This is a genomic window from Bartonella sp. B12(2025), assembly GCF_053795135.1.
Genome location: NZ_CP200031.1, coordinates 840950 through 859707, shown reverse-complemented (window position 1 = coordinate 859707; position 18758 = coordinate 840950). Strand labels below are relative to the sequence as shown.

The following is an 18758-nucleotide window of genomic DNA, read 5'->3' as shown; positions in this document are numbered from 1 at the left end:
CTTAGCCATATGTGACAAAAATTGAGCATCTAAAATAGAGTAAAATGGTTTTTTAGAATTACAACGTATTTAATTGCTTTAACGGGGTAAAAAAATGTAAGTTCTGTGGAAAAAAATATAGAGAGCAGCTTTTTATTCTGTGAGCATGGAATAAACTATGCGTTGTTATCATCTTTTGTTATAATTACACAATACGATATTTTAGAAAGGATAGAAAAATCTACATTGAAGGGCAATTGTAGATGTGAAAGTAGTAATGGCCGCTATACAACAAGGATTGTTTCACAAATTAAGATTTTGGAGTTTATGTGATGGCTGGTAGCCTTAATAAAGTTATTTTGATTGGTAATCTTGGTGCGGATCCTGAAATCCGCCGTTTGAATTCTGGTGATCAAGTAGCAAATCTGCGTATTGCTACTTCAGAAAGTTGGCGTGATCGTAATACAAATGAGCGGAAAGAGCGCACGGAGTGGCATAATATCGTTATTTTTAACGAAAACCTTGTCAAAATTGTAGAGCAGTATTTAAAAAAAGGCAGCAAAATCTACATTGAAGGTCAGTTACAGACGCGAAAATGGCAAGATCAAAATGGTAATGACCGTTATACAACAGAGGTTGTTTTGCAAAAATACCGTGGTGAATTACAAATGCTTGATGGACGTGGAGTAGCTGGCGGGGAACAAATGCAAGGAGTAAATCAGGCGGGCGGCGGATATGTCAGCAGTGGTTTTGGTGATAGCTCAAATAAGAGAAATGCTTTTGGTCAAAATAACAGCCAATCGGAAGAAAGCTTTTCACACAAATTAGATGATGATGTACCTTTTTAACAGTTTTCAAGGTGCAGTATTATTATTACTTTTAGGGTTATTTGTTTCAGTTTTTTTAAAGTTTAGCAAAGTGGATCCTGTTCATTTTATATGTGATTTCTAATGTAAATAAATAACATGTTGAAAATTATTGTTAAATTTCTTTTCTGTCGTGGGAGAGAAGTTGGCATTTTTTTGTATTTTTCGATATAACAAAATGAAGTGATTCTTTTTTGAAAGTCTTGAAGCTGTGACCGATCTTACTCCACTACCAGAACGTGATGTGCTGACCGGTATTGAACCAATCAGTATTATTGATGAAATGCAACGTTCATATCTCGATTATGCGATGAGCGTGATTGTTTCGCGTGCACTTCCAGATGTACGTGATGGTCTTAAACCGGTTCATCGGCGTATTCTTCATGCTATGAATGAAATGGGACTTTCTTTTAATAAGTCTTATCGTAAATCTGCAGGCGTTGTTGGTGAGGTTATGGGAAAATTCCATCCCCATGGTGATGCTTCAATTTACGATGCGTTGGTGCGTATGGCGCAGGATTTTTCTTTGAGAAATCCGTTGATTGATGGTCAAGGAAATTTTGGTTCTGTTGATGGTGATCCGCCTGCGGCAATGCGCTATACAGAATGTCGTTTAGAAAAAGTTTCGGAAGAGCTTTTAGCCGATATTGATAAAGATACTGTTGATTTTCAGGATAATTATGATGGGCGTGAGCGTGAGCCGGTAGTTTTACCAGCACGTTTTCCTAATCTTTTGGTCAACGGGTCAGGTGGTATTGCTGTGGGAATGGCAACTAATATTCCTCCTCATAATCTTGGTGAAGTTGTTGATGGTTGTATCGCTTTGATTGATAATCCCGATATAACGCTTGATAAGATAATTGAAATCATTCCTGGCCCTGATTTCCCCACCGGTGGTATTATTCTTGGCCATTCCGGTGTTCGTTCGGCTTATGAAACAGGGCGTGGTTCAATTACTATGCGTGCTAAGGTTGATATTGAAGAAATTCGCAGTGGTCGACAGGCAATCATTGTGAGTGAAATACCTTATCAAGTTAATAAAGCAACGATGATTGAGAAAATGGCCGAATTGGTACGCGATAAACGTATCGAAGGAATATCTGATTTGCGTGACGAATCTGATCGTGATGGATATCGCGTCGTTATTGAGCTTAAGAAAGATGTTGTCGCGGAAGTCGTTCTGAATCAATTGTATCGTTATACGCCGCTGCAAACTTCCTTTGGTTGTAATATGGTTGCTTTGACCGGGGGAAAACCTGAACAGATGACGTTGCTTGATATGCTGCGTGCATTTATTTCTTTTCGAGAAGAGGTTGTAAGTCGGCGAACAAAATATCTTTTGCGTAAAGCGCGTGAGCGTGCACACGTTTTAGTTGGTCTTGCTATTGCTGTTGCCAATATTGATGAAATTATAGCGCTCATTCGCAAAGCTCCTGATCCACAGACAGCACGTGCACAATTAATGGGACGGTGTTGGCCGGCTGCTGATGTGGCACCTTTGATTAAACTTATTGATGATCCCCGTCATATTATTCATGAGGATAGTACTTATAATTTATCTGAAGAACAGGCGCGCGCTATTTTGGAATTGCGTTTACAAAGGTTGACGGCGCTTGGGCGTGATGAAATTGCTGATGAATTGAATAAAATTGGGGTGGATATTACCGATTATCTTCGTATTTTGGCATCGCGTTCACGTATCATGGGTATCGTTAAGGATGAGTTAAAAGCCCTTCGTGAGGAGTTTTCGAGCCCCCGACGTACCGTATTTGGTTTTGGTAGCGCTGATATGGAGAGCGAAGATCTGATTGCGCCGGAAGATATGGTGGTAACGGTTAGTCATAGCGGCTATATTAAACGCGTACCTCTCAAGACATACCGTGCGCAGCGCCGCGGTGGTAAGGGGCGTTCTGGTATGTCCACGAAGGATGAGGATTTCGTAACTCGATTATTTGTGGTTAATACGCACACGCCGGTTCTTTTCTTTTCGTCGCGTGGGATTGTTTACAAGGAAAAAGTTTGGCGTTTGCCTATCGGTACGCCGCAATCGCGAGGGCGAGCTTTGATCAATATGCTGCCCTTGCAGCAAGGTGAGCGTATAACAACTATTATGCCCTTACCAGGGGATGAAGCGAGTTGGAGTGCATTGGATCTTATGTTCGTGACGACTCGCGGAACTGTACGTCGTAATAAATTATCAGATTTTGTTCAGGTTAATCGTAGCGGCAAGATTGCAATGAAACTTGATGAAGAAGGAGATGAAATTCTTTCTGTTGAAACTTGCACAGAGCATGATGATGTTGTTCTAACAACAGCTAATGGGCAATGTATTCGGTTTCCAGTTGTTGAAGTTCGTGTTTTTGCAGGGCGTAATTCGGTGGGGGTACGTGGTATCAATTTGGCTAACGGTGATAAGGTCATTTCGATGACTATCTTAGAGCATGTGGAAGCTACGTCAGTTGAACGTTCTGCTTACGTCAAACGTATGATTAATGAACGGCGTACAGTTGGTTCAGATACTGAAGATATTGTAACTCTTGATGAAGAAGATGGGGGAGCTGAAACAGAGTTAACAGATGAGCGCTATGCAGAACTTAATGCTCGCGAACAAATGCTTTTAACAGTTAGTGAGTTTGGTTATGGAAAACGATCTTCCTCATATGAATTCCGGATTTCGGGACGTGGTGGGAAAGGGATTCGCGCAACAGATCCGTCTAAGACAACTGAAATTGGTAAATTAGTGGCAGCTTTTCCGGTGAAGGCACAAGATCAGATTATGTTGGTGTCAGATGGAGGGCAGCTTATTCGCGTTCCTGTTGATGGTATTCGTATAGCCGGTCGTTCGACTAAGGGGGTGACAATTTTCAATACAGCTGAAGGTGAAAAAGTCGTATCGGTTGAGCGTATTTCTGAATCTGAAGATGATGATGGCCAAAACGATGAAGGTGAAGAACATTCTGATACGGTTGATTTTAGTGAAGAGAAGTAATTCTAGTGGTAGCGCGATAAAATGGTAAAAGTTGCTCTTTATGCGGGTTCTTTTGATCCTCTTACAAACGGTCATCTTGATGTTTTAAAGGGTAGTTTAATGTTGGCCGACAAACTGGTTGTGGCTATAGGTATACACGCTGGAAAAAAAACACTCTTTAGTTTTGAAGAGCGTGTTAATTTAATTACAAACGTGGGAAAAAATTTGTTAAGCATAGGCTCTGATCGATTGCAGGTTATTTCATTTGATACCCTTTTGATTGATAAGGCTCGTGAAATTGGTGCTTCATTTCTTATTCGTGGATTACGTGACGGTACAGATCTGGATTATGAGATGCAGATGGCAGGGATGAATAGAATTATGGCACCTGAATTGCAAACTGTCTTTTTGCCAGCGAGCGTTTCTGGGCGTGCAATAACTTCCACATTGGTGCGTCAGATTGCTTCTATGGGAGGTGATGTTGCACCCTTCGTGCCTCCGAATGTTGCTCGAGCTTTGCGCTTGAAATTTCAGTCTTCAGGAGAGAACGGTTGTGTGTCTTAGAATTTTTTCCCTTTTGCTATGTGTGTTTTTCTTTTTTTCATTTAGCGCTTTAGCAAGTGATTCTAACATTCTTGTTTTATCTCTAAAAAATGGTGATGTGATTATTCGTTTACGTCCTGATTTAGCTCCCAAACATGTTGCTCAAATTAAAAAATTAGCAGAGGAAGGTGCTTATAAAAATGTTGTATTTCACCGCGTTATTCCTGGCTTTATGGCACAGACTGGTGATGTAAAGTTTGGAAGAAAGGGGAGTGTAGATTTTGATCTTAAACGCGTTGGTACAGGTGGTTCTCATTATCCCAATATACCTGCGGAATTTTCAAAGCAGCCATTTAAGCGTGGCACTGTTGGGATGGCACGTTCACAAGATCCAAATTCCGCTAATTCTCAATTTTTTATTTGTTTTGATGATGCTGCTTTTTTAAACGGCCAGTATACTGTTGTCGGAGAGGTCATAAAGGGAATGGATATTGTTGATAAAATTAAAAAAGGCACTGCAAGTAACAATGGATCTGTAACGGATCCTGATATTATTAATGCTGTCACTTTACAAGATAATAGATGAGATAAAGGAGTTAGCAATATGGCTGAGATTAAAGATTTAGAGAATACATTAATTCTTGAGACATCAAAGGGCAGAGTTGTTATTAAGCTTCTTGCTGATTTAGCCCCTAGTCATGTTGCGCGTGTTAAAGAGCTTGTGCGTGAAGGCGCTTATGATAATGTTGTTTTTCATCGTGTTATTGATGGCTTTATGGCTCAAACTGGTGATGTTCAATTTGGAAAAAAGGATGGCGAAAAATTCAATTTATCACGTGCTGGCATGGGAGGGTCAAATAAACCTGATTTGACAGCAGAATTTTCGAATCTTTCTCATAAACGTGGTACAGTTTCTATGGCACGCAGTCAGAACCCAAATTCCGCTAATTCGCAGTTTTTTATCTGTTTTGCAGATGCTCCTTGGCTTAACCGTCAATATTCCATATGGGGGCAGGTCATTGAAGGTATGGAAAACGTTGATCAAATTAAGCGCGGTGAGCCTGTTTTAGATCCTGATGTAATTACTAAGGCTACAATTGCTGCAGATATAAAATAGTATAAAACATTAAAGGGTAATTGCTTGTTACAGCTGTTTTAAGTTTTATTAAAGCTGGTCTGGATTTTATATTTTGTGCAAATAAAATTTTTGTATTTTAGTTATTAAGTGCATAGATCAGATTAAGGCCAGCTTGTTTAAATAAAAATGTCATAAGATTTTTTCGTCATATTCCATTTTAAAAGTTTGGCGATCAAGACCACGTGTTAATTTGAAAACTATAGAGATTATTTGGGTATCGTAATCAGGCCTTTCATTGGTGTTAGTTTTTTCTATTATGTGCGATTTTGTATATATTTTGCCGCATATTTTTCCGATGTGTGATCAAAGTTTAAAATAAAAATTACAAAGCTCTTTTTGCTTGTGAAAAAATGTAACAAAGACGTCAGATTAGCAATCTTTATTTGATTAAGAAATTATTAGACAACTTTTAAAACTGTATACTTTATGTACAAATGTAAAAGTCTTCTATCTGTAAAATGAAGTATGTCTGTGACTGTAATATATTCAGGAATTTCTTTTATCAATATCACATTTGCTTAGGTACTTTTTATAATAAAAGCATGCGAAAATAAAATCATTGTTGTTGAAATACCAGCCCTTACAGTTATCTAACACTGTGGTAAATGGGCGCGGGTATTTTAAGGTATTGTGTTGTCAGATACCGCTGATATTTTTATGAACTTAGAATATTGGTTTTATTGTAATAATTGCTTGATAATAAACATTCATTTACCTCATTTCATTTTTATTGGTCATACAGTGTTTAGCAAAGCGAGGGTCAAATTCATAAAGCTTATGATGATGCTATAAAGAAAGGTGTAGTACCTATTCTCTTTATGGCAATATGAATTTATGAAACCAAAAAGATGAGAGTGATGATAAAAACATTTCACTATAGAAAAATTTCTCAAGATGGATATGCGCGGCGGGGCGAAATTATAACGGGACGTGGGTGCATTCGCACACCTGCATTTATGCCAGTTGGGACGGCAGGTACCGTTAAAGCTATGTATATGGATCAGCTACGCGCTCTTGGGACAGATATCATTTTGGGGAATACTTATCATTTAATGTTGCGACCAGGAGCTGAGCGTGTTGCGCGCCTAGGAGGCTTACATAAATTTGTACGTTGGTCCGGTCCTATTTTAACGGATTCTGGTGGATTTCAAGTTATGTCTCTTGCGAGGATTCGTAAAATTACGGAGCAAGGCGTGCTTTTTCGCTCCTACATTAATGGAGCGTACTATGAAATGAGTCCAGAGCGTTCTATCGAAATTCAAGGGCTTCTTAATGCGGATATCCAGATGCAGTTGGATCAATGTATTGCATTACCTGCAAGTGAAAAAGAAATAGAAGCTGCTATGGAACTTTCATTGCGGTGGGCGCAGCGTTGTAAAGAAACTTTTGGTGATCAGCCAGACAAAGCACTGTTTGGTATTGTTCAAGGCGGTGATAATATGAAACTGCGTGAACGTTCTGCTCAAGCATTAAAAGAGATGGACTTGAAAGGCTATGCTATTGGAGGTCTTGCTGTTGGTGAACCACAGAGTGTTATGGAAGCTGTATTGGATGCTACTTGTCTGATTTTGCCAGAGGATAAGCCACGCTATCTCATGGGGGTGGGAACACCTGATGATATTTTACAAAGTGTTTCTCGTGGTATTGATATGTTTGACTGTGTTATGCCGACACGTGCGGGACGTCATGGTTTAGCTTTCACACGCTTTGGTAAAATTAATTTGCGCAATGCGCGTTATGCAGAGGATCCATATCCTCTTGATTCGCAGTCTCTTTGTCCTGCTGCATATGATTATAGTTGTGCATATTTGCATCATTTGATTAAATCCGGTGAAACTCTTGGTGCTATGTTGTTGACTTGGAATAATCTTTTTTATTATCAGAATCTTATGCAAGAAATTCGTGATGCGATTGAAGAAGGACGTTATGCTGATTTTTGTGCTGAAACACGTGCTTTATGGATGAAAGGACGCTAAGTGTGGATCGTAATTATGGCACCTGCCTTTTTCATGCTGCTCAATTTATTTTACATCAAGAGTTTTTTCTAAAAATGAAGTTAGAAGTGCTTTTCAAATCTAAAAGCTGAATGCACAGTTTTATCAGTATATATTTTTTCTTCTATTAATAGCAGACAGAAACTATTACTCCGGTACGCACTACCTGATCCGGAGAAAAACAGTTTGTTTCTGTTTCTGATGACTGTTTAGATCAACAATATTAATGAGGAGTTAGCGAACCCTTAAAGAAGTATGAAAATTGCATTTTTATAAAGTGCTTTATATTTTTTACCGTTAAATAATGCAGTCTTAACAAAAGATGTCTCATTTAGGAGTAGATGTGAAGGTGACTTTGTCTGAATTGAAGATTTGAAAAATGCAAATGGTTAATATTTTGAAGAGCTGAATTTATTTTCGTTGGCAACAATATCTTGATAACTGAAGTTCCATTTGAGTAACACAATACCATAGCTGCAATGCAGTTTAAAAAAACAAATTCTATTGATATATTGAACATTCTATTATGTCACTGCAAAAGCAGAGTAAATGTATTGTTTTTTCGTTGTTGAGAATGTTTTTAATGTTTTACTGGGAAGTATTAAGCATAGATATAAACGGATTCTGAGTTCATTTATGCCATATTGCAGATATTTATGATTAAAGTGTCACTATATAGAAATGATGATAATAAGGAATTCTCATAAAAAAAATGTTTTTGCATCAAAAGTTGATTTTAGAACACGACGTTTGGCAATTTTAGCTCTTGCAGTGGGAAGTTTTTCTATTGGTACGGCAGAGTTTGTTGCAATGGGTTTACAACCGGAGATGGCACGAAGCTCATATGTTGATATTCCTAAAGCTGGTCAATATATTTCTGCTTATGCGTTAGGCGTTGTGATTGGAGCACCTCTTTTAGCTGTTGCAACAGCTAAGTTTTCACGTAAAACTGTCCTGATAGGATTGATGTTTTTTTATGCAGTGGCAAATATTGCTAGTGCCCTTTTTTCTGATTTTAGTATATTAGTAGCGTTGCGGTTTATCAGTGGTTTTCCACATGGCATCTATTTCGGACTTGCCACTATAGTTGCAGCTTCAATGGTGGAGATGAATGAACGTTCCAAGGCTGTTGGATATGTTATGCTTGGTTTAACAATTGCAACTGTTTTGGGAGCACCAAGTGCAACCTGGGTTGGTCAGCTTGTTGGTTGGCAGATTGCTTTTATTCTTGTAGGTGCTATTGCTTTATTGTGTTGTTTTCTTATTTGGAAGTTTTTTCCTTCTGGATTAAATACTCCCAAAACAAGTCCTCTACGCGAACTGAGTGCATTAAAGCAAAAGAAGGTGTGGTTTCTCTTGGCGATGGTTTCTGTTGGGGCGTCAGGATTATTTTCTGTTTTCACTTATATTAAGTCAACATTAATGCATATTTCTGGTGTTTCGCTTGATTGGGTGCCATTTATTATGCCATTAGTTGGATTGGGGATGGTAGCAGGTAATCTTTTGGGTCCTAAATTTGCAGTTAAAGTTGGTAGTTCGCCAATGATATTTTTCTCTATGCTTTGGAGTACATTTGTTTTTTTTCTTTTTTTCTTTTTATCCCATGCTCCGTTAACAGCGGCATTGGGGTGCTTTTTTGTTGGTACTTCTTTTGCAGCTATGCCTTCTATACAAACAAAAATCATGGATGTGGTTCTACATGGACAGATTTTGGCGGGAGCGTTAATGCAATCTGCTTTTAATATCGCCAACGCTCTTGGAGCAGAATCTGGAGCGTGGGTTTTGAACTTGGGCTATAGTTATGAATATACTGCTATTCTTGGGGGTGTTTTAACTTTGTGTGGATTACTGCTTTTTTGCTTCTTATGGTATGCGGAAAAGCATGATTAACATCTCTTTTCACTATTGAGAGAAAAAATATTTTTTCGTTTATTTAGTATTTGATTGTCCTGTTGGGTTTTTAAATATGCTGTAGGAAACGCGTAGAGCAAATGGAATACCAAGAAAAAACAACAGACTGATGAGTGCTGCAAGAAGAGTTTTGGCTGCTAAAATTATTCCTGCTGTTCCTCCAGGATTAAAGAGGCCAGCAAAATTGGTGATTATTCCTGCAAGTGTTGCGCTTAACGCGGCTGAAAATAGCTGTACAGAGGTAAGAGATTCGCTAGCACGTAGAGCATCTTCATTGTTTGCACATTGTAAGATTCGTGTTAACAAATGCGGCCATGCTATGCCAGCACTAACCCCGATAGAAAATAATGCGAAGCAAATGATAAAAATGTGTCCAGATGTGGAAACTTCTGTTGGAATAAACCGTAAAAGGATGCCTATGCCTAACAGATTTAATATGGGAGAATACACGATGATACTGCGAATTTTTTTTGTGGGTACACCGGCACTTGATAGGGCACCACATGTCCAACCGAGGCTCATGAGCGCCGCCATATAGCCAGCAATAAGTGGGGCTTGTCCATGAATCTCTTGAAGGAAAAGTGGAAAATAAAGCTCTATACTATACACTACTATAGTCATAATGAGTATCAATGCGTAAATAGGAAAAAGCTCAGAAGAGAAGGAAAAGGAGTTGCGCGGTAACATAGGATGGGGTGTAGACGATTCAATCTTTGCTAGAACAAGGAAAAGGCTTAATCCGATAAATAATCCGCAGATTTTTGCAACAGTAGTATCCATAGCTCCCCCAGCAGAAATGATAAAAATCAATAAGATGAGTGTGAGGAGTTGTGTGAGGGGGAGTGGGGATGTTGGAATATAATTTTCATTTTCTTTTGGTAAAACTTTAAGGGCTGTAAGTAAAAAGATTATTGCTAATGTACCAATTACCCAAAAGGATGCTCTCCATACGCCATATTGCACAGAGATACCGCCGATAGCTGGCCCCAACAGGGTTGATATTCCCCACATTCCAGAGATAATACTTAATGCACGTGACCATAAAGGTGGACTGAAAATAATACGTACCATAGAATAGGATAGGGATAGCAAAGAACCACTTCCAAATCCTTGAATAAAGCGTCCTGTTAAAAATAACGGCATAGTTGAAGCAATGCTGCACATAAAGGTTCCAACGGTAAAGATGAATCCAGAAACAACATAAGCTTTTCGAGGACCGATTCTTCCTAATATTTTTGTTGCAAGTGACGTGCCAAGGAGTGATGCTATAATGAAAATAGTAGCTACCCAAGAGTAATATAGTTCACTGCCAATATCATTTATAAGAGAGGGCAAAATAGTAACAACAATATAAACGTTGGTGGCGTGTAACATAACACCGCCTGTAAACGTTAAAAAACGAATACCATTTTTACCCAATAAAAGCGCAGAAAAGCTTTGTTTTTCCACTGTTTTGCTATTTAGAAAGAGTTGATCCCTTTTATTTATAAGGCAGTTATTTGAATTTGCCAAGAGAAGATTCAAAGCTCTCCTTTCGCAGAGCTTTGGAATTTAATTAAGTTATGGCTTAATTCCCCATTGCTTTTTTGAGATTTTCATCAATTTTATCGAGAAAACCTGTTGTAGAAAGCCATCTTTGTTTAGGTCCAATCAAAAGAGCGAGGTCTTTGGTCATAAAACCTTCTTCAACGGTTTTAATACAAACCTCTTCTAACGTTGTGGCAAAGTTTTTTAATTTTTCATTTTTATCCAGTTTGGCACGATGTGCAAGTCCACGTGTCCATGCGAAGATAGATGCAATAGAATTTGTTGATGTTTCTTCATTTCTTTGATGTTGACGGTAATGGCGCGTTACTGTACCATGCGCAGCTTCTGCCTCAACAATTTTACCGTCTGGTGTCATGAGAACAGAAGTCATGAGACCAAGGGAACCAAAGCCTTGAGCAACGATATCAGATTGAACATCACCATCATAGTTTTTACAGGCCCACACGTAACCACCTGACCATTTAAGTGCAGAAGCAACCATATCATCGATTAAGCGATGTTCGTAATATAATTTGCGGTTTTCAAATTCAGCTTTAAATTCTGCGTCAAATATTTCTTGAAAGATGTCTTTAAAACGGCCATCGTAAACTTTTAGAATGGTATTTTTTGTTGAAAGATAGACTGGAACATTTCGTTGTAGTCCATAATTAAAAGATGCTCGGGCGAAATCACGAATTGATTCATCAAGGTTATACATAGCCATGGCAACCCCTGCGCTTGGGGCATCAAAAACATCATGTTCGATAACTTGATTATCATCGCCAACAAATTTAATACTTAATTTGCCTTTGCTAGGAAATGTAAAGTCAGTAGCCTTATATTGGTCACCAAAAGCATGGCGTCCGATAATAATTGGCTTTGTCCAATTAGGAACGAGACGTGGAACATTTTTGCAGATAATAGGTTCACGAAAAATGACGCCCCCTAAAATATTGCGGATTGTACCATTAGGTGATTTCCACATTTTTTTGAGATTAAATTCTTTAACGCGTGCTTCATCAGGCGTGATAGTTGCACATTTTATACCAACCCCATATTCTTTGATAGCATTGGCAGAATCAATTGTTACCTGATCATTAGTTGCATCTCGATTTTCGATGGAAAGATCGTAATATTTGAGATCAATATCGAGGTAGGGATGGATTAATTTATCTTTGATATATTTCCAGATGATGCGAGTCATTTCATCCCCATCGATTTCAACAACGGGGTTTTCCACTTTGATCTTTATCATTAGAAGTCCTTTTTTATTTAAGTGATGTTATTTTTTATAACACTTTCAGGCTTATGATGGAAAGTAAAAACAGGAATGATAGAGGAGCATTCAAATAGGATATCGAAAAGATATATCGTTATTAAGGTACAAGAATCTATTGAAAAACTAATATGCTTGTCAATGATGATTATTGTATAGTTGATGAAAAGCTTATGCAATGGGAAGGTAAGTGAAATTTATCGAGGGTTTAGAGGTATTCATTTTTTGTAAGATATTTCATTTAACTATTTGATAAATTTATATTATTATAATGTAAGTTACGTTTTTTGAGATGTTGTATTCAGGGAATAAATTGGCAAATAAGGCTATAAATTTTTGTATTGCCATTTCAGCTTTAAGGTCGTGACCTGTTTTTAGACAAAAATCGAATGTTATAAACAAGGAGCTAGAATCGGGAAGGAAGCATATAAGCCGAATTTGGGATTAGCTCTTCAGGGTATCTTGGAAAGACTTAAAGTTATTTTTTGCTAGAAGAAATTCACAAAGGGTCAAGTTCAGTTTGACTAAAAAACTAATAGTATACGCGCTAGTATAATCTACAAATTCTAACTTATTACAAAATAACACTGCCGAAAAATTTTATATTTGATTAATTTTCACTTTATTCTCAGCGTGTATTGTAAAGCATTCTGTTTAGAAAAAGAAAATCGATAATTAACGACTTTGTATGCAGAGATGCTTTCGAAAGTCTTATTCCCTGATCTTTATTTATTATCTCATACCTTAAAAAAGAATAAGAAAATCAATGTATTACCTGTAATAAAAAATAACATGGTACGCCCAAGGGGAATCGAACCCCTGTTTCCGCCGTGAAAGGGCGGCGTCCTAACCGCTAGACGATGGGCGCAAACCATTGATGAGGCTTATAGAGAGGATCTTTTTACTTCGCAAGCCCTATACGTAATTTTTTTTAAAGAAAACGTGTTTTATTGAGCTATTTTTAAATATATTGCTCTCATTTGGATTATTTTCTTTGTGGGAGGTATGCGGGATGAAAGTTTTGCTGTATTTGCTCAAAGATCTTTTACGGAGAAGAATCTAGGCTTTTCAATAAAATCAAAAGCCTCTACAGGGAAGTTTACTGAAATAGAATAACAATAGCCACTCATAAGCTAAAAAATGATGCGAAGTGTGAAAAGCCTTCTCTAAGGTAGAAGTCAAACGTTACTTTAATTCAAATTAAGAAGGATGCGTATCGTGAAGCTAAGAAAACGTTGAAGCAGGCTGAGTAGATTAGAAATCAATAATTACTTTTGTACGTTTATATCTAAAAAAATGCTGGCAAAATTTTAAAAGCTTTCTGTTTGTTATTTCATACATTGAACGTCGTCCTCATCTGCGGACTTCTGGGAGTAGAGGCTTCGACGTTATTGATTTAGGTGCGTATATTATAATTCGCCGACATCTCAGATCGCTGTCGATAAGTTATGTAAAGTGTTCAGGAATTATGAATGTTATCGTTCATTTGGATTTCGAAATGTTCTGTGATTTGTTGTACATAAATTGAATATTCAGATTTCTGCTGTGATGTAATAATGAATTCAGATATAATAACCTATTGAGACTTTTCGATTTTTAAAAGGCATTTATGATATGGTTTAAACTATAAAATGGTAGCGCGAGATGTGATGTTATACTCTGGTTCAGTTTATTCTCTCTATTTTCTTCATGTATAATATGAAGGATTGCTGTTGTTTCAATGTTTGTTAAGTTGGCAAGGTATTTTTTACATATGCTTAGCTAAGTCGTGAATGCTCTATAATCAGTTGTTTGCTGTTCTTCAGAAGGAGCTGCACTTTAATGTTTTATTATTTTTAATAAGAACAATCCTTTTAATGATAATTTGTATCTGTAAGCTTTAAAAGTTTCTATTGAGAGCGCTTGTAATAATTTAGTTTATGGGTAAATCAATGTTAGGATAGCAGGTGGGTTTTCTATGTCTTCGTTTATTATTTTAGCATCTGAAGAAATTATATTTATATAGGCTTTTAAACTTTGAAAAAGATGAATACTTGTGTTCTTTAGAAATTTTTATTGAATAAGCGGTTGCTGTTATACTAGGAAAAATTGGGTTGAATAGAGCGGGGAACTTTTTTAGATTGCATTAGCTATAAGCATCATTTGCGTTGATTTGCGCATCATTTAAATATTTTTCAATAAAGGTAAGGATAAGCAGTTAGATAATGGCAGAAGCTTTAAAAGTTGGCATTGCGGGTCTCGGTACGGTTGGTACTGCAGTTATTCGAACTCTACGCGAAAAAGCCAATAGTTTGGCTTGCCAATGTGGACGATCAATCAAAATTGTTGCTGTTAGTGCACGTGATAAAGATTGTAATCGTGGGATTGATCTGAGTGATGTAAAATGGTTCGATTCGCCTGTGGAGATGGCTGCTTCTGATGAGATTGACGTGTTTGTTGAGTTAATTGGTGGCGAATTAGGTGTTGTACATGCTGCCGTTAAAAAGGCGCTTGAGGTGGGCCATCATGTTGTTACTGCTAATAAAGCGCTTCTCGCTCGACATGGGGTGACACTTGCTATAATTGCAGAAGAAAAAGGTGTTTTTCTTAATTTTGAAGCTGCCGTTGCGGGAGGAATTCCTGTCATCAAAGCGATGAGAGAATCACTTTCCGGTAATCGTATAACGCGAATTTATGGCATTCTAAATGGAACCTGCAATTATATATTAACACGCATGTTTACTGAAGGTCTTTCATTTAAAGATTGTTTGGCAGATGCACAGAAACTTGGTTATGCTGAAGCTGATCCAACTTTTGATATTGGGGGGAATGATACTGCTCATAAATTAGCCTTATTGACAAGTTTGGCATTTGGGACGACGATTTCGTTGGATGATATTTACGTTGAGGGAATTAGCAATATTTCGCAGATTGATATCCGTGCCGCTGATGAATTAGGTTATCAGATTAAGCTTTTAGGGGTTGCATCAAAAACTGATTCTGGAATCGAGCAACGTGTTCATCCAACGATGGTACCCACATCATCAATGATTGCACAGATTCACGGTGTGACGAATGCTCTTTCTATTCAAAGTGATTTATTAGATGAATTACTGTTTTCTGGTCCTGGTGCTGGAGGAGAGGCAACAGCATCAGCGGTCATTGGTGATTTGGCTGATATAGCAAAAGCGCGTTCCGGTTTTCAGTATGCACCTGTTTTAGGAAGTCCAGCATTGAAGCTTGTGCCTCACAAAAAAGCACGTATTTCTCATCATGCAGGTGACTATTTTATTCGTTTGAACGTTCATGATCGCGCTGGTGTTTTTGCAGCGGTTGCGAGGCATATGGCTGATAATTGTATTTCATTAGAGTCGATTGTTCAAAGGCCTTGTGCAGAAGGTCAGGTTGTAAAAACAATTATTTTAATCACGCATGAAACAACAGAAGTGAATGTACGAAAAGCACTTGTAGCAATTGAAAAAGATGGTCATCTTGTTGCAAAATCTCAATTCATTCGTATCGAACATATGAAATAGAATTGATAATTTGTTTTATAATGGTAAAGAGAGAATCTTGGGTATTTTTTCTCTTGTGGAAAGTTTTCATCTTTGCCAAAAGCTTTCTTCTTAATGCTTAGCAATAAATGCTAGTATTTTTAATACTCATTCAGTAGGATTTTTCATATGCCCATAACTCAGAAGATTTTAAACGGACTTGATCGTATTCTAACGCTTGAATTGGTACGTGTAACTGAGCGTGCTGCTGTTGCAGCTGCGCGCTGGCGTGGACGTGGTAATGAAAAAGCTGCTGATCAAGCTGCTGTAGATGCAATGCGTCAGGAACTTAATCGATTGCCTGTTGATGGTACAGTGGTGATTGGTGAAGGTGAACGCGATGAAGCTCCTATGCTTTATATTGGAGAGAAAGTAGGTCTTCAAAATGGACTGGCAATTGATATTGCACTTGACCCACTTGAGGGAACGACAATTTGTGCTAAAAATCTTGCTAATTCCTTAGCTGTAATTGCAATTGCTGAAAAGGGTAACTTGCTTTATGCTCCTGATGTTTATATGAAAAAAATTGCTATTGGTCCTGGTTATCCCAAGGGGATTGTTGATATAGATGCTTCTCCTGCTGAGAATATTCACGCTCTTGCAAAAGCTAAAGGAGTTGTTGTTAATCAGGTTACTGTTTGTATTATGGATCGACCTCGCCATGAAAAACTGATTGATGAAGTGCGAGCAACGGGTGCATCAATTCGTTTAATTGGTGATGGGGACGTTGCGGCCGTTATTGATACAACTAATCCAGATGAAACGGGTATTGATATCTACATGGGGATTGGTGGAGCACCAGAGGGCGTATTAGCGGCTGCAGCTTTACGCTGTATTGGTGGGCAGATGCAAGGGCGTTTGCAGCTTGATACAGAAGAAAAAATCGCACGCGCGGCTAGAATGGGGATCGATAATCCCAATAAAGCTTATACAATGGAAGAAATGGCAAAGGGTGATGTTTTGTTTTCTGCAACAGGTGTAACGGATGGAAATATGCTTTCTGGTGTTAAATTTACCCCTAGTTATATTCAGACGGAAACTCTTGTGATGCGTTCATATACCGGTACAATCCGTAATATTAAAGCACAGCATAAGGATTATTCAAAATTCGATTAATGCCTTCTTTTTTCGCCATAGCTATTGAAGAATAAAAAAACACTGTTTTGGAGAGTACATTTCCGTAAAAGCTCTAAGAGACGCATTCATGGAAGCATTGAAAAATAGCTGAAAGGTATTTTTCAATGCTATGAGAGTTGGACAGAATGCACCCAACCATTCTTATCTTCTATATTTCCTTTTTGTAGGTCAACCAGTTGTGTGCGCAGTTTTTTTGTGACCTCACCAATCATTTCATTTCCAATAGCAAATTCTCCACCTTTGTATTTGAAACAACCGATTGGTGTTATAACAGCTGCCGTACCGCAAGCAAAGACCTCTTTGAGTTGACCATTTTGTGCATCTTCCTTGAGAAATTCAAAAGAATAAGGACGCTCTTCTATCGTTAAGCCCATTTGTTGAGCCAATTTTAAAATTGAATGACGTGTTATTCCTGGAAGGATAGTGCCATTAAGTGCAGGCGTTATAAGTGTATTATTTTCCATAATAAAGCAAACATTCATACCACCGAGTTCTTCGATCCACTTATGTTCAATCATATCAAGAAAGAGCACTTGGCTACAATTATTTTGTATAGCATTTTTTTGTGCCAGTAAGCCTGCTGCATAGTTTCCACCACATTTGGCAGCGCCTGTTCCACCTGGACCGGCGCGGCTATAATCTGTTTCGATCCACACACTAACAGATTTCTCTTCCCCTTTAAAATATGATTCAACTGGAGATGCTATGATACAAAAAAGATATTCTTGAGAAGGGCGAACTTTTAAGAAGTTCTCATTGCCAAACATGAATGGGCGTATGTAGAGGCTAGCATTTGGAAGATTAGAAACCCACTTTTGATCAATTTTTACCAATTGATTGATTGCATCTAAAAAGATATCCTTTGGCAATTCTGGCATAGCTAATCGTTGTGCAGATTCTATAAAACGTTGTGCATTGGCATCAGGGCGGAATAACAAAACGCGGCCATCTTTTGCGCGATATGCTTTTAAACCTTCAAAAATCTCTTGCGCATAATGCAAAACGGTACTTGCTGGGTTAATCTCTAAAGATTTGTATTGAGAAATAACGGCGTTATGCCAACCTTTGGCTTCTGTCCATTGAATGGTACACATGTGATCTGTAAAAAATTGACCAAAACCAGGACTTTTCAGAATTTCTTCACGTTTCTCGTCTGATAAAGGTGATGGGTGTTTTTCTATTCTAAACAGAAGCGATGATGTTGGAGACTTCATAAGAAAAACCTTTTGGGATATGTTTTATTACTATGTATTTTTATTATAACTTTATTATCAGCAAATTCTTTGTGTCAATGCTTTATGCTAAAACTCAAAGAAAAGACTGTTGATAGATATTTTTTGGTTTTGTTTATACAATCTTTTTTCTGGAATTTATCGAATAATCTGGAACTTTTGCACATATTGGTCGTTTTTTCTGAAATAGGTATTTGAATAATTTCATGTATGCGCATCTTTTAGATAACTTAAAGGTAGGGGAATTAAGAAAAGGAACTTACTATGATTGATAAAAATTACCAAACGTACGAGGAACTTATAATCCCAGAAAAGAAGGATCGTAAACAGCATAATTCGATTGGTAAAAGTATCTTTGCTATTCTTCTTGCGCTTTTTATTGTTTGGTTTATTTTCGGCTTCTTAGGATCTTTTTTTGAGAAATCCCCTCGACGTATATCTCATTATAACACCAAAGAATCAACTCAAACCGTAACAGATCCGAAAAAAATTTAAATCCAACATTTCAGGTACCTTATACCTACAAAAGAACGATTTCAGCTTTATTCCATTGAGCATAATCCTTCAGATAAAAAATCTAATTAGGCGAAGATTAAGAAGTAAAATCATTTCATATATATAAGCCAAAAAACTGATACAATTTTAGCTTCTGAA

The 18758-nt window shown here is 37.6% G+C and carries 13 protein-coding genes and 1 tRNA gene; 10 read left to right on the top strand and 4 right to left on the bottom strand.

Annotated elements, in window-relative coordinates:
• The first annotated feature begins 311 nt into the window (after window positions 1-311).
• The 7 genes from ssb to V3564_RS03760 all read left to right on the top strand — a co-directional run bounded on the left by ssb (window position 312) and on the right by V3564_RS03760 (window position 9378).
• Window positions 312-827, top strand: coding sequence for a single-stranded DNA-binding protein (gene ssb / locus V3564_RS03790; RefSeq protein WP_455480282.1), 516 nt, complete (start codon window positions 312-314; stop codon window positions 825-827).
• Window positions 828-1056: 229 nt separating this feature from the next.
• The gene (gene gyrA, locus V3564_RS03785; protein WP_455480281.1) at window positions 1057-3834 is read left to right on the top strand and encodes a DNA gyrase subunit A; all 2778 of its coding nucleotides are present in this window, start codon (window positions 1057-1059) and stop codon (window positions 3832-3834) included.
• Between the two features lie 21 nt (window positions 3835-3855).
• A complete protein-coding gene (gene coaD, locus V3564_RS03780; protein ID WP_455480280.1) occupies window positions 3856-4377 on the top strand; it encodes a pantetheine-phosphate adenylyltransferase in 522 nt (173 codons plus the stop codon).
• On the top strand, window positions 4367-4942 hold the full coding sequence (locus tag V3564_RS03775) for a peptidylprolyl isomerase (protein ID WP_455480279.1): 576 nt from the start codon (window positions 4367-4369) through the stop codon (window positions 4940-4942). The genes coaD and V3564_RS03775 overlap by 11 nt, the downstream gene beginning before the upstream one ends.
• 18 nt (window positions 4943-4960) lie before the next feature.
• Complete coding sequence (locus V3564_RS03770) at window positions 4961-5473, top strand: peptidylprolyl isomerase (RefSeq protein ID WP_455480278.1); 513 nt, start codon at window positions 4961-4963, stop codon at window positions 5471-5473.
• 878 nt (window positions 5474-6351) lie between these two features.
• Complete coding sequence (tgt, locus tag V3564_RS03765; RefSeq protein WP_455480277.1) at window positions 6352-7470, top strand: tRNA guanosine(34) transglycosylase Tgt; 1119 nt, start codon at window positions 6352-6354, stop codon at window positions 7468-7470.
• 699 nt (window positions 7471-8169) lie between these two features.
• Window positions 8170-9378 (top strand): MFS transporter, encoded by a 1209-nt coding sequence (locus V3564_RS03760; protein ID WP_455480276.1) that lies wholly within the window; start codon window positions 8170-8172, stop codon window positions 9376-9378.
• Window positions 9379-9417: 39 nt separating this feature from the next.
• Here the strand turns inward: V3564_RS03760 and V3564_RS03755 are convergent, their stop codons facing one another.
• From V3564_RS03755 to V3564_RS03745, 3 genes are all read right to left on the bottom strand, one after another.
• Window positions 9418-10848, bottom strand: coding sequence for an MFS transporter (locus tag V3564_RS03755; protein WP_455480275.1), 1431 nt, complete (start codon window positions 10846-10848; stop codon window positions 9418-9420).
• Between the two features lie 118 nt (window positions 10849-10966).
• Window positions 10967-12181 (bottom strand): NADP-dependent isocitrate dehydrogenase, encoded by a 1215-nt coding sequence (locus V3564_RS03750; RefSeq protein WP_455480274.1) that lies wholly within the window; start codon window positions 12179-12181, stop codon window positions 10967-10969.
• 814 nt (window positions 12182-12995) lie between these two features.
• Window positions 12996-13070: transfer RNA gene (locus tag V3564_RS03745), tRNA-Glu, on the bottom strand.
• 1336 nt (window positions 13071-14406) lie between these two features.
• Here V3564_RS03745 and V3564_RS03740 point away from each other — a divergent pair.
• Together V3564_RS03740 and glpX are read left to right on the top strand one after the other, a co-directional pair.
• On the top strand, window positions 14407-15717 hold the full coding sequence (locus V3564_RS03740) for a homoserine dehydrogenase (protein ID WP_455480273.1): 1311 nt from the start codon (window positions 14407-14409) through the stop codon (window positions 15715-15717).
• Between the two features lie 147 nt (window positions 15718-15864).
• Window positions 15865-16851, top strand: a complete 987-nt coding sequence (gene glpX / locus V3564_RS03735; RefSeq protein WP_455480272.1) for a class II fructose-bisphosphatase — start codon at window positions 15865-15867, stop codon at window positions 16849-16851.
• A gap of 128 nt (window positions 16852-16979) precedes the next feature.
• Here the strand turns inward: glpX and V3564_RS03730 are convergent, their stop codons facing one another.
• On the bottom strand, window positions 16980-18086 hold the full coding sequence (locus V3564_RS03730; protein WP_455480271.1) for a branched-chain amino acid aminotransferase: 1107 nt from the start codon (window positions 18084-18086) through the stop codon (window positions 16980-16982).
• Between the two features lie 282 nt (window positions 18087-18368).
• Here V3564_RS03730 and V3564_RS03725 point away from each other — a divergent pair, with 282 nt between their 5' ends.
• Complete coding sequence (locus V3564_RS03725; RefSeq protein WP_455480270.1) at window positions 18369-18599, top strand: hypothetical protein; 231 nt, start codon at window positions 18369-18371, stop codon at window positions 18597-18599.
• Window positions 18600-18758 lie beyond the last annotated feature (159 nt).